Here is a 23,035-nt window from a genome sequence, read left to right on the forward strand (position 1 = left end):
ATTTATTGTTGCTGCTGAGCCATTTGAATTTGCCCTTGTTTCAATTGAATTAGGCAGAAAACAGCATAATTCAACATGTCTTGGTAATTGGCTTCCACTCCCTCTGAAACGAGTGTAACTCCTTGATTGTTTTCAATTTGCTTAGTCCGGAAAATTTTCATGAGGATCAAATCGGTCATGCTGCTGATGCGCATATCGCGCCACGCTTCACCGTAATCATGGTTTTTATTTCGCAATAATTCCAGGGTTATTTCGACTTGTTGGTCATAATGCTGGCCAATTTCTGATGGGCTAAATTCCATTTGATCCGAATTTTCAAGCGATTTTTGAATTAATGCAATAATACAATAATTGATGATGCCTATGAATTCACCTTCGATGCCGTCCTCAATTTTTTGAAGACCCTTATCTTGGATACTGCGAATGCGTTGGGCTTTAATGAAAATCTGGTCAGTTAGACTTGGCAAGCGTAAAATTCGCCAGGATGTACCGTAATCTTTGTTCTTTTTATCGAACAAGGCTTTGCAGTATGCAATTACTTGGCGATATTCGATTTCGGTTTGGGAAGGCGATGAGTCCCTATTCATACGGTCTTAATTTTTACGATGCTCGTTTTCTTTTAGCCTACAAAAATATTTAAATTATCCTAAATTTCAGCTGATTTGAAATCTCTTTTTCCATCTTTTCAAACTATTCGATTGCAAGATCGAATTTTGTCGTTTGAGCGCCCGGTGATCATGGGGATTTTAAATAGTACACCGGATTCTTTTTATACAGAAAGTCGGGTGGCTAATCTTGAAATTTGTCGAGAACGCGCGGCGAATATGGTTGCGCTCGGAGCTACTTTTTTGGATGTTGGTGGCCACTCAACACGCCCAGGAGCTGCACCTGTCAGCACTCAGGAGGAAATTGATCGCGTAATTCCTGTAATTTCTATGCTTCGAGAAGCGTTTCCTGATGTCTTTATTTCTGTTGATACATATCGTTTGGCTGTTGCCCAAGCTGCGTTTGCTGTTGGCGCCCATCTATTTAATGACATTGGAGCCGGTCAAATGGACGATGGTATTTTCGAATGGGTGGCAGCACATAAAATTCCTTATGTCTTGACACACAGTGTAGGTAAGTTTACTGAGGTACATGATGTGCCAAATTACAAGCAAGTTGTTGAAGATGTCTGGTCTGATTTGGCTTTGAAATTACAGGAATTACGCCAATTAGGTGCTGTGGATATTTTTATTGATCCTGGTTTTGGATTCTCCAAATCGTTAGAACACAATTATGAGTTAGTAGCACACTTAGAAAACTTTACAAATTTGGGTGCTCCGGTGCTAGTTGGCTTATCGCGCAAAACCATGATTTATAAAGAATTAGGCATTTCAGCGGCAGAATCTTTAAATGGAACGAGTGTGTTACATACGATCGCCTTGCAAAAGGGAGTATCTGTTTTGCGCGTACATGACGTTGCGGAGGCTGCTGAAGTCATTCATTTGGTTGAAAAAATAAAACAATATGGAATATCCGATTTGGTTTAATGGTTCTTGGAAAAAGGCCTCCGAAGTACATGTTTCGGTGAAGGATGTTGGCTTTTTAAGGGGCTATGGCATTTTTGATTTTTTCCGAATTATGGATGGGAAACCGGTGTTTTTGTCTGACCATCTTGATCGATTTATGCGCTCAGCAGACTTGATGGGGTTGAAGTATAGTTATTCGAAAGAGGAATTAGCTGCATGTATTCATGAATTAGCGGCTTTGTCTACGGATGCTTGTTTGGGCGTAAAAATGGTGCTGACAGGCGGAGAAAGTAGTAATGGTTTTGAGCCTGCTGAAACTTCTAATTTGTGGATATTACCTGGTGTTTTTCAATTTGCGGATCCAATCAAAGGCATGCGTTTGATTAGTCAGGTGTATGTACGGGAAATGGCTGAAATCAAGTCGTTAAATTATGCGTTTGCGATACGGAATTGGGCACAAGTAAAAGCCTCCGGGGCGGATGATTTAATTTATTATACCATGGAACACGGTGTGTCAGAATCTTCGCGGAGTAATTTGTTCTATGTCAAAGATGGTGTTATTCATACGCCTAATGTCCATATTTTGGAAGGGATTACGCGTAAGCATGTGATTGATTTGGCTTCTGAAATGTATCAAGTCAACATTGGGCCATGTTCATTGGCAGATTTTCTTCAAGCTGATGAGGTATTTACGACAGGTAGTACGAAACGTGTTGTTCCCATTTTAGCCATTGATGGCAAAGAAATAGGCAACGGAGCGCGTGGACCAGTGACGAAGCAGTTGTATGATTTATTAGTTGAGTCCGAAGGGAAATAGTCCGAAGTCTAACGTCTAGCGTCTAACGTCCAGCGTCTAACTTTTGGGCCTAAACGCCTTCATATTTTCCTCATTGCATTCCAAATAAGGCCCACCTATCAGATCAATGCAATAGGGGATGGCAGGGAAAACGACTTCTAAACATTGGCGAATTGCCTTTGGTTTTCCCGGTAGATTGACAATCAGAGTTTGATTCAAAATCCCAGCGGTTTGTCGGCTTAGTATCGCCGTAGGTACATATTGCAGGCTTACTGACCGCATTAATTCACCAAAACCAGGGAGCATTTTTTGGCAAACTGCCTCAGTGGCCTCCGGTGTAACATCGCGTAAGGCTGGACCTGTACCTCCAGTGGTCACCAACAAGCAAACTTCTTTACTCATTTCAATCATTTTGGCTTCCAACAATGATTGCTCATCTGGAATAACGGCATAAACGACTTCGAATTTTGAGGTCAAATATTCGTTTAATAATTCAACAACTGCCTTGCCCGGGATATCTTCATAGATACCCGCACTCGCTCGGTCAGACACATTGATGACGCCTATTTTGATCATTTTCGTTTCGATTTAAGTTTCTTCTCCATCGGGATGGGCTCGTCGAGTAAATCTCGAATGACAATGGATGCCATGACGCCTCCAAAAGCAGCTGGAAGATAGGAGATGGTGCCGTAGGCCGACTTCTTAAAGTTGCTCCCATCGGTCAAAATAAGGGATTCATCTTTTACTTTTTCGAGTGAAAATACGGTTTTGATGCCTTTCCCGACACCCATTTTTCGGATACGCTTACGAACTAATGACGCTAAATAACACTGACGTGTATCAAATAAATCTCCTGTACGCAATTGTGTTGGATCCATCTTTCCACCTGCTCCCATCGAACTAGCAATTCGGTAACCTAAATCATAGGCCGTTTTTAAAAGCGTAATTTTAGGCGTAACCGAATCAATGCAATCCATGACGTAATCAAACTTGGTATTCTCTAGAATTTCCTTTGCCGCATCTGGACTCAGAAATGTTTCATGGGTAGTTAAGTGCAGGGCAGGGTTGATGGCCAACAACCGTTCTTCCATAATCTGTGCTTTTGATACGCCATGATTGGTAGACAAGGCCGGTAATTGTCTATTTCGATTGGTCGGATCCACCACATCACCATCCACAATGGTCATGGTTCCTACGCCCGATCGAGCGATAAATTCGGCCGCAAATGAACCGACGCCCCCTAGGCCAACGACCAATACGTGCGCTTTTTGTAATGTTTGAATTCCAGTTGAGCCAATTAATAGCTCAGAGCGACTGAGCCAGCTAAGATCATTCGTTTGCATACTTAGGCAATTTCTTCCTTGATTTGGTATTGAGTTGTTTTGTCTGAATTCGTTATGAGCAATTCACCTAAGAATCCAGCAACAAACAATTGCACGCCTAGAATGATGGCCACCAAGGCTAAAAAGAATAGCGGATTATCCGTGACGTTCCGGTATTTCAGTTGGTTTGCAATGTTATATAATTTTTCGCCGATTAACCAGATGGTAATCAGGGATCCAGAAAAGAACGATAAGATCCCCAAGCTACCGAAAAGGTGCATCGGTCTTTTACCAAAAGTTTGGACAAACGTGATAGATAAAAGGTCCAAGAAGCCATATAAAAAGCGCTCTAAACCGAATTTAGTCACACCGTATTTTCTTGATTGATGTTGGACTACTTTCTCTCCAATATTTGTAAATCCATTCCATTTGGCTTGAACCGGAATATAGCGATGCATTTCACCGTATAATTTAATGGTCTTGACTACTTCAAGTTTATAGGCCTTCAAGCCGCAATTGAAATCATTCAATTTTACTCCTGAAAGTGCGCGGGTAGCGGCATTGTATAATTTGGTGGGAATTGTTTTAGAAATTGGATCAAAACGTTTTTGCTTCCAACCAGAAACTAAATCCAATCCATCCTCCTTGATCATTCGATATAATTCCGGGATTTCATCTGGAGAATCCTGCAAATCAGCATCCATGGTAATAACTACTTCGCCACTGGCTAGTTGGAAACCTTCGTGTAGTGCTGCCGATTTGCCATAATTTCTGGCAAACGATATTCCTTTTAGGGACTTATATTCTTTGGATAATGATTGTAGGACAGACCAAGATGTGTCCCGACTTCCATCATTCACAAAGATCATTTCGTATTGAAATGAATTTGCCTGCATCACGCGGTCGATCCATGCGCATAGCTCGGGCAAGGATTCGGCTTCGTTATAAAGGGGCACTACGATGGATATCTGCAACATATTGTGGTGTCAAACGGACAAAAATACGAATTCTCGTGGATATTGTTTAGTCGAAAATTAAATAGTAGGGTTTCAGCAGGTGGATGAATTCAGCGGTATAGCTTTGGTCGGGATTTTTGATGCAAATCATTTCTCTTTTTTGCACGCCAATATGGCGTGAACCTAAAGCCATGACGCGTAAAGTTTCTCGGTCTTTTTGATGTTTTACTTCTACCAAATGATTGATAAAAAGCCCTAGTTTTTTCGCCTCAACTTCGAATTGTTTCATGCCAAATGGCGGATACAATACAGCAAATTGACCATCCGGATTTAGGTTTTTTGAAATTCCCTCCGCAAGTTCTGCCGGACTTAGGTGGTCCGTGTGCATAGCAATTTGCTTGCTTGCATTCGGATTCGCCAGGTGATCCATGAAAAAGGGTGGGTTGCTAATAATGAAGTCGAAGTGATCTACGAACCTTTGAATGGATTCGGTGATAATTTCGATGGAATAAGGCAAATTGACCACATTTTCGCGTGCGAGTACCGCCAAGTCTGCTTGAATCTCTAATCCCGTCAATGTGTAATTAGGATTTTCTTGAGCGATCATGCAAGCTAACAATCCACATCCAGTACCAATATCGAGCACTTTTCCTGAAGCAAATTGCTGGGCCCATGCGCCGAACAAACAGGCCTCCGTTGTGATTTTAAGACCTGGATTTCCATGTGCCAGTTGAAATTTTTTGAATTGAAAGATTGATCTACTTTCGGCCATAATCCGCTGGATTTTCACCCCAATCTTCCGTTTCCCATTTCAGGATTTGTGTGGTTGTTGGGTTGTTTTTTAGCCAAGAAATAGCCTTGTCAACTAAATCGAATAGCTCCTCTGTTTGTGCATTTCGCTCTAGATTAGTCTTTATCGCTTTATTTCGAACCCAGGCAATAGCTGTTCTTGAATCGGAATAGAGTGGGTATGGACAATTGATTTTTTTCAAATACGAAAGGCCGTGAACGATGGCAAGGAATTCACCAAGGTTTACAGTACCCACTGGGAAAGGCCCACGTTTAAATAACACTTCTTTAGTTTCTGTATTGACACCTTGATACTCTAAAACACCTGGATTTCCTGCGCAAGCAGCGTCCACCGATATGCTTGGTTTAATGCAAGGAGCTGTGTTTGCCGTACGTAAAACAGATTTGGCTTTCGGGTTTACACTCGCCCAATAATTCTTTTTTGAAGCGGCATAGGCTTCATCCCGTGTATCGAAGGATTTATATTGTGCCCCAGCAAAACCTTTAATATGCTTTTCTGTCTCAGCCCATGAATCAAAAATACCTTTTTGATGGCCTTCCCAAATCACATAATATTTTTGCTTTTTTGCCATGTTAGAACATTCGTGTCTTGAATATCTTAATTGCAATGGCAATTAAGATAACGCCAAAAACCTTGCGTAAAACCTGTGTGCCTGCATTGCCCAGTTTCTTCTCAATCCAAACGCTGGAACGTAAAACGAGGTAAATGAATATCAAGTTGATAAATATACTCACCATGATATTCTCTTCCTCAAATTGCGATTTCAATGAAATAAGCGTTGTCATCGTCCCTGCTCCGGCAATGATTGGAAATGCCAATGGGACAATACTATGCGATGCTCCTTCTTGAAGTTCTTCTGATTTGAAAATATTACGCCCTAAGGTCATTTCAAGGCCGATTAAGAAGATGATTAATGCACCTGCCATGGCAAATGAATTCGTATCAACTCCCAGAAAACGTAAGATTAATTTACCTGCAAAGAAAAAGCCAACCATTATGAGGCCTGAAACCAAGGTTGCTTGTTCTGCATGAATGTTGCCATTTTTCTTCCGCAAATCAATGATGATTGGAATAGATCCCAAAATATCGATTACTGAAAATAGAATCAAAGATGAGGAAAGGATTTCTTTGAGGTCGAATTTCATAATGTTAATATGTTGATGAGTTGACGAATATCTGCTTCTGTATGACTTGGGAAATTGGCTATTCGAACGGTATTGGATTTCCATTCGCCATAGCCTTTGCCTAATTCTATGCCATGTTGTAGGCAGGTTGATTGAATTCGGTCTATTTCCGTGGCAGGACCCGTTAAGGCAAGAACCGTTGGTAGGCGCAATGCTTTTTCAGGAACTAAGAAGCGTAAATCCCACGCTGGTTGGGTATTCCAAAAATTCTCCCAGAGGGCTACTTTTCGATATGTCTCTTGTTCGATTTCACGTAAACTAGGCAGTGTTTGGGTGAGTCTGCACATTAAATATATGCTCAACACGTTGGGTGTATAATGTGTTTGGAAGCTTTTTCGATTGTCTTCCATGAGCAAAATATCATTGTAATGTATGCGATGGTTCAAGCTATGTGCGCGCTGCAAGGCTTTCGGCGAACAAATCATAATACCAAGGCCAGCCGGAATTCCAAGACATTTTTGTACCGAAGCAAACCATACATCGGCCTCTTCCCAAGGCAGAACTATTCCTCCCATGGAAGAAGTAGCATCCACCGCAATGAGTACATCGGTTGGGTAATCTGCTCGACAAATTTGTTGGCCAGTCCCATTCGACGTTTCACTTTGGACTAAACAAACTGTGTCGACATCTGACGCTAATTTTCCAGCGTTTTCAGCCAACGATTCATGTAAGCCAAAGGAAATCAATTGGGTATTCGGATTGATTTGCGAGGCATATTGGCCCCATTTTTTCCCAAAAGCGCCATTGTAGAAATGAGCGCTTTTTGAACCAACAAGCGATTGAGCCACAATTTCCCATGCTTCCGTAGCTGAGGAAACAAAATAAATCGTATAATCGGCTGGAATTTCCCAAGAAGCGGTCATAGCTTCCATGGTTTCTTTTAATAATATTTCGAAGCGTTTGCTTCGGTGATTGATGCTAACAATACCTTGGTCAAAGGCCTCTTGAATGAAATCAAGCGCCTGAGGATAAACCTTAGATGGACCCGGGTAAAATGAAAGCATCTTTTTATACGAAAGAGTATAAACCTAACTCGTATCCACGTAAGCCAAAACCCACGATTATACCTTTGCAATTTGGGCTTAAATAACTGTGTCCTCTAAATGATTCTCGAGCATGTACATTTGAAATATGTACTTCAATGACCGGTGTTTTAATCGATGAAACGGCGTCAGCAATCGCTATAGAGGTATGCGTGTATCCACCCGCATTTAATAAAATGCCTTCATACGTGAAGCCCACTTCATGGAGTTTATTGATGATGGCACCCTCTTCATTGGACTGAAAATACTCGATGTCCAATTGTTTTTCGAATTTCTCTCTCAAGATATCCAAGAACTGTTCAAATGTTTGATGCCCATAAATTTCTGGCTCGCGGGTGCCTAATAAATTTAAGTTGGGCCCATTCAGGATGAGTATTTTTTTACGTACCATGGTCTACAAATAAAAGCGAAACAGTTTTCAAATTTCTCCTAAATTTACGGGATAGTTTGAATATTATGTCCATGTGGGAAAAGGAAATCCAATTGTTTGGTAATTATCTGAAAATTGAACGTGGCCTTTCCGGACATTCACATGAAGCCTATTTGCGAGATGTGCGCAAATTTGCCCATTACTTGGCACCCTTGGTGGGTGAAGAATTCCCGATTAATCAAGTTGTAGAAGATCACATTCTTGATTTTTTTAATGCATTGCATGGCTTGGGAATTGAGGCTAGTACGCAAGCACGTTGCTTGTCGGGATTGCGGAGTTTTTTTCAATTTGTAGGCACTGAAAATCCATTGATTTCAGATCCGACTACCCATATGAAGTCCCCGCAAAAAGGACGTCATTTGCCTGATACCTTATCATATGATGAGATTGAATTGATTTTGCAGGCGAATGATTTGTCGACAAATGAGGGTGTGCGTAATCGTGCGATGTTTGAATTACTGTATGGATCTGGGTTGCGGGTGTCTGAGCTGGTTGGCCTGAAATTATCGGATATTTATGCAGATTTAGGCCTATTAAAAGTACGCGGAAAGGGTGATAAGGAGCGTTTGGTGCCCATCGGACGTGAGGCATTTCATTATTTAACTTTATACCGTGAGCAAGTTAGACCGCGTATTTCGTTGAAAAAGGATGCACACAATGTCCTATTTTTAAATAGGCGTGGCGCGATGCTGAGTCGGGTGATGGTCTTTTTGATTTGTAAGGATTTGTCAGCAAAAGCGGGAATTCAAAAATCCATTAGCCCGCATACCTTTAGACATTCATTTGCAACCCACTTGATTGAGGGTGGGGCAGATTTACGGGCGGTACAAGAGTTGCTCGGTCATGAGTCCATTTTGACAACTGAAATTTATACCCATTTAGATCGAGCATACCTAAGTCAAATGGTTCAGGATTTTCATCCAATGAATCGAAAAAATTAAGCCTCGTCGGGATAAGGAATAAATACAAAATTGGTGAATTGACCATCCACCACAAATAAGCAGGCGAACTCCTCGACGTCTTTGTAGTTTTGCTCAAACAGTTCGCGATTTTCTTCAGCAACTAACTTGCGTTGGATAAATTCCTCGAGTAAGGACGCATGGTAATTCCATTTGTTTTCATTCAATTCAGCGACGCCAATTAGCTTTTGACCAATTTCGATTTCCCGCTGCGAACAAACAAAAATTGGAAAATCTGAAAAGCCACGTTTTTTGATTTGGTATGCAGCCTCCTTCAGTGAGTCAGCCACTTTGATGAAATCACTAGAAATAAGTCCTAAATATTTGCCATTTAACTCGGGTGAATTAGGCGCGTTTGATAGGGCGGTGTAGTCTTCGATCATGGAATTAGCTTCTACTTAGTAATAATAACTGAATGTCTTTCACTGCTTTTTTAAATAACTTACCCATGTGGCCGTTGGTCACATGGCCTTGATAGCAATAAATCCCCTTCATAAAGGATTTTCCTTGCCAAAGCATCTCCTCAATTCCCCCTGTTTTACCCGCTTTTAAAATAAATGAGGTCAATAAATTACTCATGGCTAAGCTAGCGGTCTGGGCAACTAAGGAAGGGATGTTGGGAACGCAATAGTGCGTGATGCCATATTTGGTAAATGTAGGTTTGCCCAAATGGCTTAATTCGGATGTCTCAAAACAGCCTCCTTGGTCGATACAAACGTCCATAATCAACGTTCCCGGCTTTAATTTGCTAACCATTTCTTCTGTGATGATGCAAGGAGTAACACCTGAATCGGAACGGAGGGCACCAACGATTAAATTAGCCTCCTTTAGGGCATTCGGGAGGTTTTCGGAATCAATTACTTGCGTGACCAATGGGAACCCGAGGCTTTGTTTCAAGCGTTGCAGCTTATAAATATCTTTATCAAAAACTTGAACTTGAATGCCCGCATGCCAGGCTGCACGAGCGACTTGCTCCACTACATTTCCGGAGCCTAATAAGACGATCCGACAAGGCGAAACGCCGGTTACATTCCCTACTAAAATGCCACCACCTTGAGAGGCGCTTAGTATTTGACTGGCTATGGGCATGACCATTTGGCCAGCGATTTCTGCCATGCTTTTGACAAAAGGCAATCCTCCACCATTATCTTCCACATATTCCAACCCAATAGCCATGACTTTTTTGGCATTGATTTGATCAATTGCCTCTGCGCTTAGCTGATACTTGGCTGCACTCGCAACAAAAGCTTGACCGGGTTTCATGTAACTAATCTCTTCGATAGTCGGCGCATTAATTTTTAACACGAGGCCACATTGCCAAACTTCTTGAATTTGATCCGTTACCGAGGCGCCTGCCAATAAATAATCAGCATCACTGAATCCCGCCCGATCCGCCGCTCCTCTTTCCATGATGAGCTCGTGTCCATTGGCCACCAGTAATTGAACTGCCTGCGGACTTAGACTAATGCGATTTTCGTAGGTGGAGCTTTCTTTTGGTAGACCTATTTGAATGCTTTTTGCATTCTGCTTCGTCCAAGACATCGCCTCCTTGGGCATAATACCCTGTTGCGCAAGTAGTTCGTGAAAAGGATTAATGGTGCTCATGGAGTGTCAGACTTCGTGTATTTTCGTTAATGGGTGTTATGTCAAATTCCACATGAGGAATATTCCAAAGTTCTTCTGCTTGTTCAGGCCATTCGATTAGGCAAATTTTCCCTGAATCTAAATAATCTTCGATGCCAATGTCTAAAGCCTCTTGTGCATTTTTCAATCGATATAAATCGAAATGGTAGATGTCCGAATCATTTGCGCGTGCATATTCGTTGACCAATGCAAACGTTGGGCTTTGCACATGACCGGTAACGCCTAATTGACGTGTGATTTCTTTGACAAGCGTTGTCTTTCCAGCTCCCATTTGGCCTCGAAATAACCAGATAGAGCTATGGGCTAAGGCGACTGGAATTAATTCCGATGCCACCTGAGCCAAATCCGTTAACGCGTATGCTTGCCAAGTTCTCATAAATCAATATCGCCCAATTGTGGTCTAATGAGGATTTCTTCCAATACAGTCGATGGGTTCATTTGATAAGCTGCCCATATCGTGGACGCAATATCATCCGCGGGTATAAATCTTTCCGTGGGTAATTCCACGCCATCCCAAGACGGGGTTAATGTGGCACCTGGTAATATAGCTGTCACCCGAATTCCTTGTGTTTTAGTCTCCTCGCGCAAGACTTTAGTCATACCCAATAAGGCAAATTTGCTAATGCAATAGGAGCCACCTAAGGTGTATGCCGTTATTGAAGCTGTTGAACACATATTAAAAATATGCCCTGATTTTTTAGCCTGAAACGTAGGCAACAAGGCACGTGTCAAATGATATGCACTATATAAATTGGTCTCAATTTGCTTTTCCAATACCCCATCTTCTTCATTTTGAATTTGACCTGGAAGAAAAACTCCCGTGTTATTCACTAAGATGTCGATGGATGAAGAGATGTTAAGTACCCATGCCGCAAAGGCTTGAACTTGTTTTTTGTCACTCAAATCTGCCGCATAGGTGTGCAAGCGTGGATTGTTGTATTCGTGTGCTAAGGCATTTAACTTCTCCTGACTCCGTGAACAAGTAAAAACTTGGAAACCTTCTTGAAGGAATTTTTTTACTAATGCCTTGCCAATTCCCTGACTTCCGCCACTAATTACTATCGATTTATCCATTATCTTTGGTGCTCATTGTTTGTGCAACACATGTCAAAATTAGGCAAATATTTACTCTTCCTAGGTAAGCTTTTTACAAATCCTGAAAAATTTCGGGTGAATTGGAAATTGATTATGCAGGAATCAAAGGATATCGGCATTGATTCTATGTTGATCGTCACGATCGTTGCCAGTTTTTTAGGAGCCGTAACTTGTGTTCAAACAGCGGCCAACATGGAAAATCCATTTGTGCCCAGATACATCATCAGTTTAATTGTACGTGATTCGACCATTTTAGAATTGGGACCTACGATTACGTGTGTGGTTTTAGCGGGTAAGGTGGGGTCTAATATTGCGGGCCAACTAGGCACGATGCGGATTACGGAGCAAATTGATGCACTTGAGGTCATGGGAATTAATTCTTCGTCTTATTTGGTGCTGCCCAAAATGATTGCGGCCATGTTGACCTTTCCCATGCTCGTGACCATGGCTTGTTTTTTGGGAATCTATGGTGGTTATTTGGCGGGATGGTTAACGGGATCAGTGACTCCACAAGATTATATTTACGGTTTACAATTCGATTTCAAGCCCAATTATGTGCTTTTTGCCCTGATCAAATCGTTGGTTTTTGGCTTTTTGGTTGTCTCTATTTCAGCTTTCCAAGGGTTCTACACGAAAGGTGGTGCATATGAAGTGGGCAAAGCCGGAACCGCCGCAGTGACGAATGCATGTATTGCCATCTTGGTTGCAGATTATCTATTGGCCCAATTACTCGTGGGCTAAACGCGTTGAATAAACACTTCAGTCAGTAATGTCGATGTCGCCGCTCCTCGATACGTTCCATAAACCGGTGTGATTTCCTCTGGAAGGCACGAAGCTGCCAAAGGGATATGATTGCCTGCTACGACTTCGTGTTGCGTTGGATCATATCCACGCCAACCGCCACCTGGCAAATAAACCTCTACCCAAGCATGTAAATGGTGCGTTTGATTCGGTACATCGACCGGAGCAATGCCTGTGTAATATCCAGAAACGAATCTGGTGGCTAATCCCATGGCGCGGCAAAGTGCTGAAAATAGTACCGCATAATCCCGACATGAACCTTTGCGGTTCATTAATGTAAATTCTGGGGTATTAGGTGCTCCTTCTTCGCGAATTTCGTAGGCAAATTGTTTGTAGATAAACGCATTAACATCACTTAAGAATTCAGAAGTACTCCACTGTACTTGAGATGCTAGGTGACGAGCTGTTTGTTCAATCACAGGTGTGACTCCGTCTAAACCTAAGTAGGGAGCAAGTGTCTTCACATAAGCGTCTGAATAGCGCATGGGAAGTCGTTTGCTTTCGAAAGGGAAATACACAAAATCAAATGGATTGAATTCTGTAGTCTCAACAACAGCATTTATTTTAATGGCTAAGCTGCTGGTGGGCTCCTTAAAGAATAAGATATTTTGGATATTCCCCTCAGGATCTAAATTTTTTGAAATTTGGACGGGTGTTGGGGAGATACTTAGGTCAAATGCTTTGACCGTTAGTAATGAACTTTTACGGGGATGAACATATAACACATGCGGCTCCAAATAAACAGGTTCGCTGTACGTATAAGCTAAACTGTGGTGGATGTTAGCGATCATTTCGGGAGCGAAATTAGGTCTTTCATCCAATTTTCCTCAATGCCTTCCAGTGACTTGCGCAAGGCTTGATTCCAGTCATCTGAAATTTTCTGCATGTCCTCTTTGTATAAACGCACTTCTTTGGCCTTAAAGGTGCCTTTTTCGTATACGACTACGTCAATGGGGAAATCGACATCATTGGTACTGACTTGCGTGGCATCAAACGAAAGAAACCCCATTTTTAACGCATCCTTTAGTGGCGTATCGAAATGTAGGTTTCGATTTAGCAGAGGTTTACCATAATTAGAATTACCTATAATCTGGTATTTCAGTCCATCGTTTATCTCGATCCAATTACCCTCTGGAAAAATGAGGAATAACTTATGGGTGTCATCTTTGGGCATTTGGCCACCTACGATGGCATGTAGGTTAAACTGATAACCTTCTTTTTCTAATGCTTCTCGATCTTCTTGAGCTACTTTTTTAAGCATTTGGCCAAACGCTGTGGCTGCTTGAAACATATAATCATAACTCGCTTCTTCTTCGTCGACAGTCTGATTAAAGTACGTCACAGCTTTATCACGTACGGAGCGTAAGCCGGCAGTCATGATGAATAAGCTGTGATTTTTAATCTCGTGAATGGAGATTTTTTTATTGGAATACATCTCATTTCCTGCCGTGATACGTGTATCCGCAATGGCAATGAGTCCTTCTTTAACGGTGATTCCTAAGCAATAAGTCATATATTCAATAGTGGCAAAAGGGAGCGCAATATTACAAATTTTTCTGGTATGCCACGGTTAGTTGACAGGCTTCAGGTCGAAATAGGTATTGAAAATGGTTTGGCCTATTTCGTTATTTTTCGTTTGGAAATTATCTAGAAATTGGTGTAATCCAGTTAATAAGATATCGTCAATTTCAGTGAATTGAACTTCTGAAAGCAATTTGGAAACCTTTTTTTCGGCCAAATTTGAATAGCCATGTTCAAAAGAAGTTCCAGAAATCGCATATAATGACAATTCAGATTCTTGCAAGCAATGTACCACGGATCTTGGAAAGCTTTTTTCTAAAATCAAGAATTCCACGATGTTACGCGGGTTAATGACTTTGTACTGTTGGCGAAACATATTGTATGCGGAATTCGACTTTAATACGGCTGACCACATGAGTAAGTCCAACGGCGAACCGATGGCCTCTATGTCAGGCAAAAGCGTGAAGTATTTGACATCTAGAAATCGGGTTGTTTTATCTGCCCGTTCAAGCAATTTGCCTAGTTGGCCAAAATGCCAACCTTCCCCACGGGTTATCGTAGAATCCACAATCCCGTAGAATAATTGGCTACCTGATTTAATTTCTTCCAGGAATCCTTGATAACGCGAAATTTCCCATTGCTTACTTCCTTCTACGCGGTCTTTTACTTTCCAGTAAACTTGGTTGACATACTCCCACATCTCCCGAGAAATACTTTCGCGAATGGTACGTGCATTTTCACGTGCGCTGTACAGGCAAGAAAGAATCGAGTTAGGATTTAGTTCATCGAAGGTCATAAAATACAAGACATTTTCGCGATTGGCCTTGGGGTAATGTTCAAAGAAATTGTAGTGATCTGCCGTGGCGACAATAAGTGGTTCCCATTGTTCGGGAACATTTGGAGGTAAATCAAGCGCTAAATTAAAATTCACTGAGATAAAGCGGGCATAGTTGTCGGCTCTCTCAATGTAGCGATTCATCCAATAAATGGAATTGGCAACACGACTTAACATAGGCTTACTAATTTTTTAAATGCTTGATTACCAAAAAGGTTGATTTAAAATTAGCCTTTTTCAGTAAAGTGTCATCATGTCAAAAAGATTTTTTTAAAATGTCTCAGGAATCTTCAGATAATCCTTGATTTATTTCCATTATCTAGGGGGCATTTTGTATTTTTGTTGCTTCGTTAAAATTGCAAGCATTTTATGATTTATCAAAAGCTAATTAAGCCATTCTTCTTTTTGTTTGACCCAGAACGCGCACATTATTTATTGGCTGATTTGCTTACATTCTCAATGAAAATACCAGGTGTTTCTAGCCTTTTTCGTGCCATTTACGGGTACGAGCACCCTAGCCTTCGTCGAACTGTTTTTGGTATTGAATTTCCGAATCCGGTAGGTTTAGCGGCAGGCTTTGATAAAAATGCTGTTTTGGTAGATCAGTTGGCCACCTTAGGTTTTGGATTTATAGAGGTTGGAACGGTTACCCCCAAGCCACAAGATGGAAATGAGAAACCACGTTTATTTCGTTTGCCAGAAGATTCGGCCATTATTAATCGCATGGGATTCAATAATGATGGGTTGGCTCAAATGAAAAAACGTTTAGAGGCTAGGCAGGCTCCTGTGATTATTGGGGGTAATTTGGGAAAAAATAAAGTGACGCCCAATGAATTAGCAGATGATGATTATTGCCAAGGATTTGAAACCTTATACCCCGTGGTGGATTATTTTGTGGTGAATGTGAGTTCACCTAATACGCCTAATTTACGTGCATTACAGGAAAAAGAGCCTTTGAAGCAATTGCTTTCCCGCTTACAGGATTTGAATCAACGCAAACCTAAATGGAAACCTATCTTATTGAAAATTGCACCAGATTTGACGAATGAGCAATTGGATGATGTCGTTGACATTGTATTGGAGACAGGAATAGCAGGTTTGATCGCTACAAATACGACACTTTCGCGGGAGGGTTTACGGGCTAATCCTATGTTAACGGCGGAAGCTGGGGGATTAAGTGGAAAGCCGGTAGGAGATAGGTCTACGGAGGTGATTGCCTACATACATAAGAAGTCAAAAGGAAAGATTCCGATGATTGGTGTAGGTGGGATTCATTCAGCCAAAGATGCGATTGAAAAATTACGCGCAGGCGCATCATTAGTTCAAATATATACCGGTTTTATTTATGAAGGGCCAGGATTAATTCAAGAAATTAATCGTGCCATTGTTTCTGAAGGACTTTAATATTTGATTTTGTAAATCAAATCAAAAAGTCGAAATTTATACGTTATTAATACTCCTGCATTAAATGGCCAAAAAGATTGTTAATCCTACCAGTACGCTTCAAATTAATTTTGACAAGGAATCGAAAAAAGACCGTGTCCCAGGTGAAGTGACTTATCGCATTCGATTGATTTTAGGTTGGTTTTTATTTTTTATTGGAACATTATTGACTCTTTCTTTTGTATCCAGTTTTGTTGTAGGCGTGGCTGATCAAAGTGAAGTTGAACTAGGGGCTGCCGATGTTATTGCTGGGTCTGATATTCCTGTGAAAAATTGGGCCGGATTGTTGGGTGCCAAAATTGCACATTTCTTTATTTTTCGCACATTCGGGTGGTCGTCGTTTTTATTGATTCCGTTGTTCTTCTTGTCGGGTCTTAAACTTGCTTACAAAAGAGAAATTTACTCGGTCGATCGCTTGTCGTGGCAAGTATTATTCTACATTATTTGGGGGAGTTTAATTGCTGGATTTGTGGTTTATCAATTGGATTTACCACATTCTTTTGGCGGGGGCGTTGGTTTTTTTGTTACCGAGAAATTGACCCAGCTGCTTGGTTATTTATCAATTTTTCTAGTGCTATTCCTAGGTTTGGTATTTTTTGTTCTTTTCTATCAATGGAATCCTTCCAAGCCGAAAGCTGCCTCAGCTGTTTTAAATAAGGAAAATGAGCTAATTCCTGTGGAAGATGAGGCGTTTTTGGATGATGATGAAAGTTTTCGTGTTGACAATGAAGATTTGGAGACGTATCGTCCGCATGTTCCCCCTGTTAAAGTGGGAGATGAAGTGGATGGTGTATTACCAGCAGATTTGCCAATTATAGAACAACAGCTAGCTGAAAATGCTTTAGAGGAAGTAGACGAAACTCCTTTTACTTTCAAAGTTGCTGACGAAGATGATGCAGCCATTGAGGAAGTAGAAGAGGCTCCGATGAACTCGGCTGTGCAGGCGAATGATTTAGTAGCACAGTTTGGTTTATACGATCCTACTGCGGATCTACCCAAGTATGTGTATCCTACGTTAGATTTATTGAAGGAATACGATCAAAAGAATCAAACAACTCAGGTGACGATGGATGAGTTGAAGGAGAATAAAGAGAAGATTGTCGAGACACTTTTGAACTATGGAATTGGTATTCAGAAGATTGAGGCAACGATTGGACCCACAGTTACGTTGTATGAGATTGTTCCCAAAGCAGGTGTTCGTGTGAGCAAAATTACTTCATTAGAAGATGATTTGTCGCTGTCGTTAGCCGCTATGGGCGTTCGAATCATTGGTCAAATGCCTGGTAAAGGAACGATTGGTATTGAAGTTGCCAACAAGAACCGTGAAATGGTTCCAGTTCGTGCGGTGATCGGTTCTGAGAAGTTTCAAAAGTCTACATTTGATTTGCCAATTACCTTAGGTAAGACTATTTCCAACGAAATATTTGTAGCTGATTTAGCCAAAATGCCTCACTTATTGATGGCAGGGGCCACAGGACAAGGGAAGTCGGTGGGCCTAAACATGTTACTGACTTCGTTAATTTACAAGAAGCACCCAGCAACGTTGAAGTTTGTGTTGGTGGATCCTAAAAAGGTGGAGCTTTCTTTATTTAATAAATTGGAACGCCACTTTTTAGCATGTTTGCCAGATTCAGCGGAGGCCATTATTACCGATACAAAAAAGGTTGTTGCCACCTTGAATTCCCTTTGTAAGGAGATGGACATGCGTTATGACAAGTTGAAAATAGCGGGTTGTCGGAATATCAAAGAGTATAATCAAAAATTCATTAATCGTCGGTTGAATCCGAATGAGCATGATTTCATGCCTTATATCGTGTTGGTGATTGATGAGTTGGCCGACTTGATGTTGACCGCCGGAAAAGAAGTAGAGCATCCAATTGCCCGTTTGGCGCAGTTGGCTCGTGCGATTGGTATTCACTTAGTGGTTGCCACGCAACGTCCTTCCGTCAATGTCATTACCGGTACCATCAAGGCAAACTTTCCAGCGCGTTTATCGTTTAAAGTTATGTCTAAAATAGACTCGCGTACGATTTTGGATGCAGGTGGTGCGGATCAATTGGTTGGCATGGGAGACATGCTATTATCGATGGGTTCGGAAGTAATCCGTTTGCAATGCGCGTTTGTGGATACACCTGAGGTAGAAGAGATTTGTGATTTTATTGGGAACCAACAAGGCTATACGACGGCTTATTTGTTGCCAGAACCAGACTCCGATGAGATGGGAGGTCAAGATCGTGGGGATATCGATTTAGGAGATCGCGATGCTTATTTTGATGAGGCAGCACGTTTGGTGGTAATGCATCAGCAGGGGAGTACTTCGCTGATTCAACGCAAGTTGAAATTGGGATATAACCGGGCTGGACGATTAATCGATCAGTTAGAGATCGCTGGTATTGTTGGTTCATTTGGGGGGTCTAAAGCACGTGAGGTATTAGTCAAGTCCGAAACTGAATTGGAAGAAATTTTGAAAAATTTATAAATATGAAACAGGTAATTGTATTCGTTTTACTTAGTTTAACGGCCTTTGGGCAATCGAATTCTGCGGTTAGTTTGATTGACAAGATGCAGCAGAAATACAAGGGAATGGGTTCGTTCTCGGCTAATTTTAGTTATCAAACAGACGGTAGTGCAAACATGACTGGATCGATTACAGTTAAGGGGACAAAGTTTCGTTTGAAGACGGCGGGGCAGGAGATCTTTAATAATGGTAAGGAAGTTGCTACCTACATCAAGGAAATTAATGAAGTGAATATCTCTTCTTTTGATCCTGCTGATGGAGACTTAAATCCTGCAAAAATTTACACATTTGATAAGAAAGGCTACAAGTTTAAATTAGTGTCCCAAGTTGGCGGTATCGCGACGGTAGACATGGCACCCGGTGCTAAATCGACTCAAGTCAAACAGATTACGCTCAAGATAAACACCGCGGATTACACCGTCAAAGAATGGACGATTGTAAATAAGGCAGGTAAAAAACAAGTATTCAAGGTGACTAAATTAAATCCAAAAGCGGGTGTAGATGATGCTTATTTTACGTTTAGTAAAAAGGCATTTCCAGGGGTAGAGATTAATGATTTACGTTAGAAAATACATGTATAGACGCGAGGGTATCGCGTCTATACAATTAAACCAATTGAAGCACCAATTGCTTCATGATTTCCAAGCCATCCGTGTTATTCAAATCTGGATCAGCTGCGCGTTCTGGGTGTGGCATTAATCCAAATACATTCCGTCCTTCATTACAAATTCCAGCAATGTTTAATAAGCTGCCATTTGGGTTAGCGGCATCAGTCACTTGGCCTACCTCATCGCAATAGTAAAACAATATTTGATCATTTGCCTGCAAGGAAGCTAAGGTAGTGTCATCAGCAAAATAGCGGCCTTCTGCGTGCGCAATTGGTATTTTATAGGCTTTTTTTAGATCTAATTCTTGGGTTAAAAGGGCGTTGTTTGTGGCCGCTTTTAGGTAAATATTCTTCGAGATGAATTTCTGTGAATTGTTACGCAATAAAACACCAGGTAATAAGTGCGCTTCTACTAAGACTTGGAATCCATTGCAAATCCCCATTAAATAGCCTCCGTTATTTGCAAACTCGATGACATGTTCCATAATGGGTGAAAAACGCGCAATGGCACCAGAACGTAAGTAGTCGCCATAAGAAAAACCGCCCGGAACGATAATGAAATCACAACCTTGTAAATCCGTGTCTTTATGCCATAATTTAATAGCTTCATGACCTAAGCTTTGAATAACACCTACGGTATCATCGTCACAATTTGAACCCGGGAATACAATTACACCAAATTTCATATCTTTTTCTTTCTTAATTTGAGGCAAATTTAGGGCTTTTCGCCGATTTATTTTAGCAAAATTTGCATAAAAAAAGCTGCACTTTCGGTGCAGCTTTTCAAGTTAAGTAAACCTTATTTCTAGTAACGGTAGTGTTCAGGCTTGTATGGTCCCGCTTGAGGAACACCAATATAATCAGCCTGCTCTTTCTCTAGTTTCTCTAATTTAGCACCGATGTGCGCTAAGTGCAAGAAAGCTACTTTCTCATCTAAATGTTTAGGTAAGATATATACTTTGTTCTCGTAATTTTTTGCATTTGCCCAAAGCTCCAATTGAGCCAATGTTTGATTACAGAATGAGTTCGACATCACGAAAGATGGGTGACCCATCGCGCAACCTAAGTTAACCAAACGGCCTTCAGCTAAAACGATTACGTTTTTGCCATCGATCGTGTACATATCCACTTGTGGTTTGATTTGGTCTTTAGTAGAACCGTAATTTCCATTCAACCACTCCATGTCGATTTCGTTATCGAAGTGACCGATGTTACAAACGATCGCTTTGTCTTTCATCGCTTTGAAGTGTCGATCACGGATGATCTTCACGTTACCAGTCGCTGTAACAAAGATGTTTGCGCGTGTTGCTGCTTCGTCCATTGGAACTACTTCGTAACCATCCATCGCTGCTTGTAATGCACAAATAGGATCGATTTCAGTTACTAAAACACGGCAGCCCGCACCACGTAATGAATCTGCAGAACCTTTTCCTACATCACCATAACCTGCTACTACGGCTACTTTGCCTGCCAACATTAAGTCGGTGGCGCGACGGATCGCATCAACTAATGACTCTTTGCAACCATATTTGTTATCGAATTTCGACTTCGTAACTGAGTCGTTTACGTTGATTGCTGGCAAGAATAAAGTGCCATTTTTCATACGCTCATATAGACGGTGAACACCAGTCGTAGTTTCTTCTGATAAGCCTTTGATGCCTTCGATTAACTCAGGATATTCGTCAAAAACCATATTCGTTAAGTCACCACCATCATCCAATATCATGTTCAATGGTTGCTTTCCTTCACCAAAAAATAACGTTTGCTCGATACACCAGTTGAATTCTTCTTCGTTCATGCCCTTCCAAGCATAAACTGGAATTCCTGCTGCTGCAATCGCAGCAGCAGCGTGATCTTGTGTAGAGAAAATGTTACATGATGACCAAGTAACTTCTGCTCCTAAGGCTGTTAATGTCTCAATCAAAACGGCTGTTTGGATTGTCATGTGCAAACATCCTGCGATACGCGCTCCCTTCAAAGGTTGTGCTGCGCCGAATTCTGCACGCAATGCCATTAAGCCTGGCATCTCTGCTTCCGCTAGTTGAATTTCTTTACGACCCCAATCGGCCAATGCAATGTCTTTTACTTTGAACGGTACATACGTACCAGCTTGTGATGCCATTATGTGTAGAATTATATTTCGAAATCTTATTAAAGTGCAAATTTACTTCTTTCTTGTAGACCAACAAATTTTTGTTTGCCGTAAGGGCGAATTCTTATCTATTGGTTACTCATTGGCTAAAAAAGGCAATACACTTTCCAACTGAATTCCACGTGAGCCCTTGACTAATAAGAAACTTGATTTAATTGGTTGATCTTGTAACCAGTTATGAAGTCCAAATTTATCAGGAAAGTAAAATGCTTTGGGTAAATGAGTTAGGGCGTGTTGCATATGCTCGCCGATTAAAAGAACTTTTTCAAATGAAAAAGAGGCAATTAGTTTACCAAGAGCCTTATGTTCAACTGCGGATAAATCACCTAATTCAAACATGTCTCCTAAAATCAGAATTTTGGGTTCGTTATCTGTTTCCGCAAAATGACTGATTGCTGCTTGCATCGAGGATGGATTCGCATTGTATGCATCCATTAAAACTTGGTTAGATCCAATTTTAATGTACTGAGATCGATGATTTGTTGGCTGGTAAGTCTCTATACCCTCCCGACATTGCGCGTCGGATAAATTAAAAAACTTGCCCACCGCGATAGCCATTTGAATATTTTCAAAGTTGTATATACCTGGTAAGTGTGACTGAACAACTGTTTTGTCTGCACATGAAAATCGAATATAAGGTTTCGCTTCAAGTAAATCAGTGGGCATCGCTGAATTGGCTAAAACCACTTCCGTGATTTGGCGCTCTTCAGACATTTGATGTACGATGTTTTTTTCTTTGGGTAAAAAGACGATTCCACCATGTGCGGAGACATAGTCAAATAATTCCCCCTTGCCTTTAATGACACCTGCTTCACCGCCGAACCCCTCTAAATGCGCTTTACCTATATTGGTTATTAAGCTATGTGTAGGTTGAGCTATATCCACAAGTTCTTTGATATCTCCTTGCTTATTTGCACCCATTTCAATGACTGCGATTTCATGTGTAGGTAAAATGGAAAGGATGGAAAGTGGTACCCCAATGTGATTATTCAAATTACCTGATGTGGCGAAGCAATGGAATTGTTGAGATAATACAGAGAAAATCAATTCCTTCGTGGTTGTTTTTCCATTGGATCCTGTCAGGCCAATAATCGGTATGGATAAAGTATTTCGATAGGCTGTGGCTAAATCTTGAAGAGCCTTGAGTCCATCTGAAACGAGTAGTGTGTTTGCTCCTGTTTCATAGGCTGCGTCGTCAATGACCGCGCAAGATGCTCCTTTGGCTAAGGCTTCTTCTGCTAATGCATTGGCATTGAAATTTGGCCCTTTTAAGGCAAAAAACATATTTCCTTTTTGTATTTTCCGGGTATCCGTACAAACGCCGGTCGCGGATTGGAAATGTGCTAATAAAGATGAGTTTGATATCTTCATATGGATAATCGTCTGCCATTTTGCATATTGCGACTA

Annotated in this window: 26 protein-coding genes; 7 read left to right on the forward strand and 19 right to left on the reverse strand. The window is 41.2% G+C overall.

From position 1 onward, the window contains the following. Positions 1-2: 2 nt before the first annotated feature. Complete coding sequence (locus tag ACIQ6T_RS02810) at positions 3-587, reverse strand: DUF1599 domain-containing protein (RefSeq protein ID WP_395784008.1); 585 nt, start codon at positions 585-587, stop codon at positions 3-5. Positions 588-662: 75 nt separating this feature from the next. Between ACIQ6T_RS02810 and folP the strand changes: the two genes are divergently transcribed. Together folP and ACIQ6T_RS02820 are read left to right on the forward strand one after the other, a co-directional pair. Further along, positions 663-1,532, forward strand: a complete 870-nt coding sequence (gene folP / locus ACIQ6T_RS02815; protein WP_395784010.1) for a dihydropteroate synthase — start codon at positions 663-665, stop codon at positions 1,530-1,532. Beyond that, a complete protein-coding gene (locus ACIQ6T_RS02820; RefSeq protein WP_395784012.1) occupies positions 1,510-2,328 on the forward strand; it encodes an aminotransferase class IV in 819 nt (272 codons plus the stop codon). Before folP ends, ACIQ6T_RS02820 begins: the two co-directional genes overlap by 23 nt. Before the next feature lie 36 nt (positions 2,329-2,364). On the opposite strand, the gene mog is transcribed toward ACIQ6T_RS02820, so the two are convergent. From mog to aroQ, 8 genes are read right to left on the reverse strand one after another with little or no spacing between them, the layout of a single operon-like run. Beyond that, entirely contained in the window at positions 2,365-2,883 is a 519-nt protein-coding gene (gene mog, locus ACIQ6T_RS02825) for a molybdopterin adenylyltransferase (protein WP_395784014.1), read from the reverse strand. Continuing rightward, the gene (locus ACIQ6T_RS02830) at positions 2,880-3,650 is read right to left on the reverse strand and encodes a ThiF family adenylyltransferase (protein ID WP_395784016.1); all 771 of its coding nucleotides are present in this window, start codon (positions 3,648-3,650) and stop codon (positions 2,880-2,882) included. The genes mog and ACIQ6T_RS02830 overlap by 4 nt, the downstream gene beginning before the upstream one ends. 2 nt (positions 3,651-3,652) lie before the next feature. After that, entirely contained in the window at positions 3,653-4,606 is a 954-nt protein-coding gene (locus ACIQ6T_RS02835; protein WP_395784018.1) for a glycosyltransferase family 2 protein, read from the reverse strand. A gap of 46 nt (positions 4,607-4,652) precedes the next feature. After that, positions 4,653-5,357, reverse strand: coding sequence for a tRNA1(Val) (adenine(37)-N6)-methyltransferase (locus tag ACIQ6T_RS02840; RefSeq protein ID WP_395784020.1), 705 nt, complete (start codon positions 5,355-5,357; stop codon positions 4,653-4,655). Next, the gene (locus tag ACIQ6T_RS02845) at positions 5,344-5,967 is read right to left on the reverse strand and encodes a viroplasmin family protein (RefSeq protein WP_395784022.1); all 624 of its coding nucleotides are present in this window, start codon (positions 5,965-5,967) and stop codon (positions 5,344-5,346) included. The genes ACIQ6T_RS02840 and ACIQ6T_RS02845 overlap by 14 nt, the downstream gene beginning before the upstream one ends. 1 nt (position 5,968) lies before the next feature. After that, a complete protein-coding gene (locus tag ACIQ6T_RS02850; protein ID WP_395784024.1) occupies positions 5,969-6,541 on the reverse strand; it encodes a MarC family protein in 573 nt (190 codons plus the stop codon). Next, positions 6,538-7,584 carry an aminotransferase class V-fold PLP-dependent enzyme gene (locus ACIQ6T_RS02855; protein ID WP_395784026.1) on the reverse strand — a complete coding sequence of 349 codons (1,047 nt, stop codon included), beginning with the start codon at positions 7,582-7,584 and terminating at the stop codon, positions 6,538-6,540. The genes ACIQ6T_RS02850 and ACIQ6T_RS02855 overlap by 4 nt, the downstream gene beginning before the upstream one ends. Before the next feature lie 4 nt (positions 7,585-7,588). Further along, complete coding sequence (aroQ, locus tag ACIQ6T_RS02860; protein WP_377983898.1) at positions 7,589-8,014, reverse strand: type II 3-dehydroquinate dehydratase; 426 nt, start codon at positions 8,012-8,014, stop codon at positions 7,589-7,591. A 65-nt stretch (positions 8,015-8,079) separates the two neighbouring features. On the opposite strand from aroQ, the gene xerD reads away from it, so the two are divergent. Beyond that, positions 8,080-8,994 (forward strand): site-specific tyrosine recombinase XerD, encoded by a 915-nt coding sequence (xerD, locus tag ACIQ6T_RS02865; protein ID WP_395784068.1) that lies wholly within the window; start codon positions 8,080-8,082, stop codon positions 8,992-8,994. Here xerD and ACIQ6T_RS02870 read toward each other — a convergent pair. From ACIQ6T_RS02870 to ACIQ6T_RS02885, 4 genes are read right to left on the reverse strand one after another with little or no spacing between them, the layout of a single operon-like run. Continuing rightward, complete coding sequence (locus tag ACIQ6T_RS02870) at positions 8,991-9,395, reverse strand: hypothetical protein (RefSeq protein WP_395784028.1); 405 nt, start codon at positions 9,393-9,395, stop codon at positions 8,991-8,993. The genes xerD and ACIQ6T_RS02870 overlap by 4 nt on opposite strands. A 4-nt stretch (positions 9,396-9,399) precedes the next feature. Further along, positions 9,400-10,617, reverse strand: coding sequence for an alanine dehydrogenase (locus ACIQ6T_RS02875; RefSeq protein WP_395784030.1), 1,218 nt, complete (start codon positions 10,615-10,617; stop codon positions 9,400-9,402). Then, on the reverse strand, positions 10,604-11,032 hold the full coding sequence (tsaE, locus tag ACIQ6T_RS02880; RefSeq protein ID WP_395784032.1) for a tRNA (adenosine(37)-N6)-threonylcarbamoyltransferase complex ATPase subunit type 1 TsaE: 429 nt from the start codon (positions 11,030-11,032) through the stop codon (positions 10,604-10,606). The genes ACIQ6T_RS02875 and tsaE overlap by 14 nt, the downstream gene beginning before the upstream one ends. Then, entirely contained in the window at positions 11,029-11,730 is a 702-nt protein-coding gene (locus ACIQ6T_RS02885) for an SDR family oxidoreductase (RefSeq protein ID WP_395784034.1), read from the reverse strand. The genes tsaE and ACIQ6T_RS02885 overlap by 4 nt, the downstream gene beginning before the upstream one ends. 30 nt (positions 11,731-11,760) lie before the next feature. Between ACIQ6T_RS02885 and ACIQ6T_RS02890 the strand changes: the two genes are divergently transcribed. Continuing rightward, positions 11,761-12,492: an MlaE family ABC transporter permease gene (locus ACIQ6T_RS02890; RefSeq protein WP_395784036.1), complete on the forward strand. Its 732-nt coding sequence runs from the start codon at positions 11,761-11,763 to the stop codon at positions 12,490-12,492. On the opposite strand, the gene ACIQ6T_RS02895 is transcribed toward ACIQ6T_RS02890, so the two are convergent. The 3 genes from ACIQ6T_RS02895 to ACIQ6T_RS02905 are packed head-to-tail and all read right to left on the reverse strand — an operon-like array spanning position 12,489 to position 15,085. Continuing rightward, the gene (locus ACIQ6T_RS02895; protein ID WP_395784038.1) at positions 12,489-13,343 is read right to left on the reverse strand and encodes a transglutaminase domain-containing protein; all 855 of its coding nucleotides are present in this window, start codon (positions 13,341-13,343) and stop codon (positions 12,489-12,491) included. The two genes, ACIQ6T_RS02890 and ACIQ6T_RS02895, sit on opposite strands and share 4 nt — an antisense overlap. Then, positions 13,340-14,065, reverse strand: a complete 726-nt coding sequence (locus tag ACIQ6T_RS02900; protein WP_395784040.1) for a peptidase — start codon at positions 14,063-14,065, stop codon at positions 13,340-13,342. Before ACIQ6T_RS02900 ends, ACIQ6T_RS02895 begins: the two co-directional genes overlap by 4 nt. 57 nt (positions 14,066-14,122) lie before the next feature. Continuing rightward, complete coding sequence (locus ACIQ6T_RS02905) at positions 14,123-15,085, reverse strand: alpha-E domain-containing protein (RefSeq protein ID WP_395784042.1); 963 nt, start codon at positions 15,083-15,085, stop codon at positions 14,123-14,125. A 195-nt stretch (positions 15,086-15,280) separates the two neighbouring features. Here ACIQ6T_RS02905 and ACIQ6T_RS02910 point away from each other — a divergent pair, with 195 nt between their 5' ends. The 3 genes from ACIQ6T_RS02910 to ACIQ6T_RS02920 all read left to right on the forward strand — a co-directional run bounded on the left by ACIQ6T_RS02910 (position 15,281) and on the right by ACIQ6T_RS02920 (position 19,435). Then, positions 15,281-16,312 carry a quinone-dependent dihydroorotate dehydrogenase gene (locus ACIQ6T_RS02910; RefSeq protein ID WP_395784070.1) on the forward strand — a complete coding sequence of 344 codons (1,032 nt, stop codon included), beginning with the start codon at positions 15,281-15,283 and terminating at the stop codon, positions 16,310-16,312. A gap of 64 nt (positions 16,313-16,376) precedes the next feature. After that, a complete protein-coding gene (locus ACIQ6T_RS02915; RefSeq protein ID WP_395784044.1) occupies positions 16,377-18,830 on the forward strand; it encodes a DNA translocase FtsK 4TM domain-containing protein in 2,454 nt (817 codons plus the stop codon). A gap of 2 nt (positions 18,831-18,832) precedes the next feature. Beyond that, entirely contained in the window at positions 18,833-19,435 is a 603-nt protein-coding gene (locus tag ACIQ6T_RS02920) for an outer membrane lipoprotein carrier protein LolA (protein WP_395784046.1), read from the forward strand. A 40-nt stretch (positions 19,436-19,475) separates the two neighbouring features. Here ACIQ6T_RS02920 and purQ read toward each other — a convergent pair whose 3' ends face one another. From purQ to murF, 3 genes are all read right to left on the reverse strand, one after another. After that, positions 19,476-20,162: a phosphoribosylformylglycinamidine synthase I gene (purQ, locus tag ACIQ6T_RS02925; protein WP_395784048.1), complete on the reverse strand. Its 687-nt coding sequence runs from the start codon at positions 20,160-20,162 to the stop codon at positions 19,476-19,478. A gap of 119 nt (positions 20,163-20,281) precedes the next feature. Then, positions 20,282-21,598, reverse strand: coding sequence for an adenosylhomocysteinase (ahcY, locus tag ACIQ6T_RS02930; RefSeq protein ID WP_395784050.1), 1,317 nt, complete (start codon positions 21,596-21,598; stop codon positions 20,282-20,284). 105 nt (positions 21,599-21,703) lie between these two features. Beyond that, positions 21,704-22,999 carry a UDP-N-acetylmuramoyl-tripeptide--D-alanyl-D-alanine ligase gene (murF, locus tag ACIQ6T_RS02935; RefSeq protein ID WP_395784052.1) on the reverse strand — a complete coding sequence of 432 codons (1,296 nt, stop codon included), beginning with the start codon at positions 22,997-22,999 and terminating at the stop codon, positions 21,704-21,706. Positions 23,000-23,035: the final 36 nt, after the last annotated feature.

The organism is Aquirufa sp. (genome assembly GCF_044377215.1).
GTDB lineage: Bacteria > Bacteroidota > Bacteroidia > Cytophagales > Spirosomataceae > Aquirufa.

What these genes read in the sequence shown, in the direction of transcription:
- ACIQ6T_RS02810 (WP_395784008.1), bottom strand. Translation starts at nt 587, where the DNA reads ATGAATAGGGACTCATCGCCTTCCCAAACCGAAATCGAATATCGCCAA.
- ACIQ6T_RS02820 (WP_395784012.1), top strand. Translation starts at nt 1,510, where the DNA reads ATGGAATATCCGATTTGGTTTAATGGTTCTTGGAAAAAGGCCTCCGAA.
- mog (WP_395784014.1), bottom strand. Translation starts at nt 2,883, where the DNA reads ATGATCAAAATAGGCGTCATCAATGTGTCTGACCGAGCGAGTGCGGGT.
- ACIQ6T_RS02830 (WP_395784016.1), bottom strand. Translation starts at nt 3,650, where the DNA reads ATGCAAACGAATGATCTTAGCTGGCTCAGTCGCTCTGAGCTATTAATT.
- ACIQ6T_RS02835 (WP_395784018.1), bottom strand. Translation starts at nt 4,606, where the DNA reads ATGTTGCAGATATCCATCGTAGTGCCCCTTTATAACGAAGCCGAATCC.
- ACIQ6T_RS02840 (WP_395784020.1), bottom strand. Translation starts at nt 5,357, where the DNA reads ATGGCCGAAAGTAGATCAATCTTTCAATTCAAAAAATTTCAACTGGCA.
- ACIQ6T_RS02845 (WP_395784022.1), bottom strand. Translation starts at nt 5,967, where the DNA reads ATGGCAAAAAAGCAAAAATATTATGTGATTTGGGAAGGCCATCAAAAA.
- ACIQ6T_RS02850 (WP_395784024.1), bottom strand. Translation starts at nt 6,541, where the DNA reads ATGAAATTCGACCTCAAAGAAATCCTTTCCTCATCTTTGATTCTATTT.
- ACIQ6T_RS02855 (WP_395784026.1), bottom strand. Translation starts at nt 7,584, where the DNA reads ATGCTTTCATTTTACCCGGGTCCATCTAAGGTTTATCCTCAGGCGCTT.
- aroQ (WP_377983898.1), bottom strand. Translation starts at nt 8,014, where the DNA reads ATGGTACGTAAAAAAATACTCATCCTGAATGGGCCCAACTTAAATTTA.
- xerD (WP_395784068.1), top strand. Translation starts at nt 8,080, where the DNA reads ATGTCCATGTGGGAAAAGGAAATCCAATTGTTTGGTAATTATCTGAAA.
- ACIQ6T_RS02870 (WP_395784028.1), bottom strand. Translation starts at nt 9,395, where the DNA reads ATGATCGAAGACTACACCGCCCTATCAAACGCGCCTAATTCACCCGAG.
- ACIQ6T_RS02875 (WP_395784030.1), bottom strand. Translation starts at nt 10,617, where the DNA reads ATGAGCACCATTAATCCTTTTCACGAACTACTTGCGCAACAGGGTATT.
- tsaE (WP_395784032.1), bottom strand. Translation starts at nt 11,032, where the DNA reads ATGAGAACTTGGCAAGCATACGCGTTAACGGATTTGGCTCAGGTGGCA.
- ACIQ6T_RS02885 (WP_395784034.1), bottom strand. Translation starts at nt 11,730, where the DNA reads ATGGATAAATCGATAGTAATTAGTGGCGGAAGTCAGGGAATTGGCAAG.
- ACIQ6T_RS02890 (WP_395784036.1), top strand. Translation starts at nt 11,761, where the DNA reads ATGTCAAAATTAGGCAAATATTTACTCTTCCTAGGTAAGCTTTTTACA.
- ACIQ6T_RS02895 (WP_395784038.1), bottom strand. Translation starts at nt 13,343, where the DNA reads ATGATCGCTAACATCCACCACAGTTTAGCTTATACGTACAGCGAACCT.
- ACIQ6T_RS02900 (WP_395784040.1), bottom strand. Translation starts at nt 14,065, where the DNA reads ATGACTTATTGCTTAGGAATCACCGTTAAAGAAGGACTCATTGCCATT.
- ACIQ6T_RS02905 (WP_395784042.1), bottom strand. Translation starts at nt 15,085, where the DNA reads ATGTTAAGTCGTGTTGCCAATTCCATTTATTGGATGAATCGCTACATT.
- ACIQ6T_RS02915 (WP_395784044.1), top strand. Translation starts at nt 16,377, where the DNA reads ATGGCCAAAAAGATTGTTAATCCTACCAGTACGCTTCAAATTAATTTT.
- ACIQ6T_RS02920 (WP_395784046.1), top strand. Translation starts at nt 18,833, where the DNA reads ATGAAACAGGTAATTGTATTCGTTTTACTTAGTTTAACGGCCTTTGGG.
- purQ (WP_395784048.1), bottom strand. Translation starts at nt 20,162, where the DNA reads ATGAAATTTGGTGTAATTGTATTCCCGGGTTCAAATTGTGACGATGAT.
- ahcY (WP_395784050.1), bottom strand. Translation starts at nt 21,598, where the DNA reads ATGGCATCACAAGCTGGTACGTATGTACCGTTCAAAGTAAAAGACATT.
- murF (WP_395784052.1), bottom strand. Translation starts at nt 22,999, where the DNA reads ATGAAGATATCAAACTCATCTTTATTAGCACATTTCCAATCCGCGACC.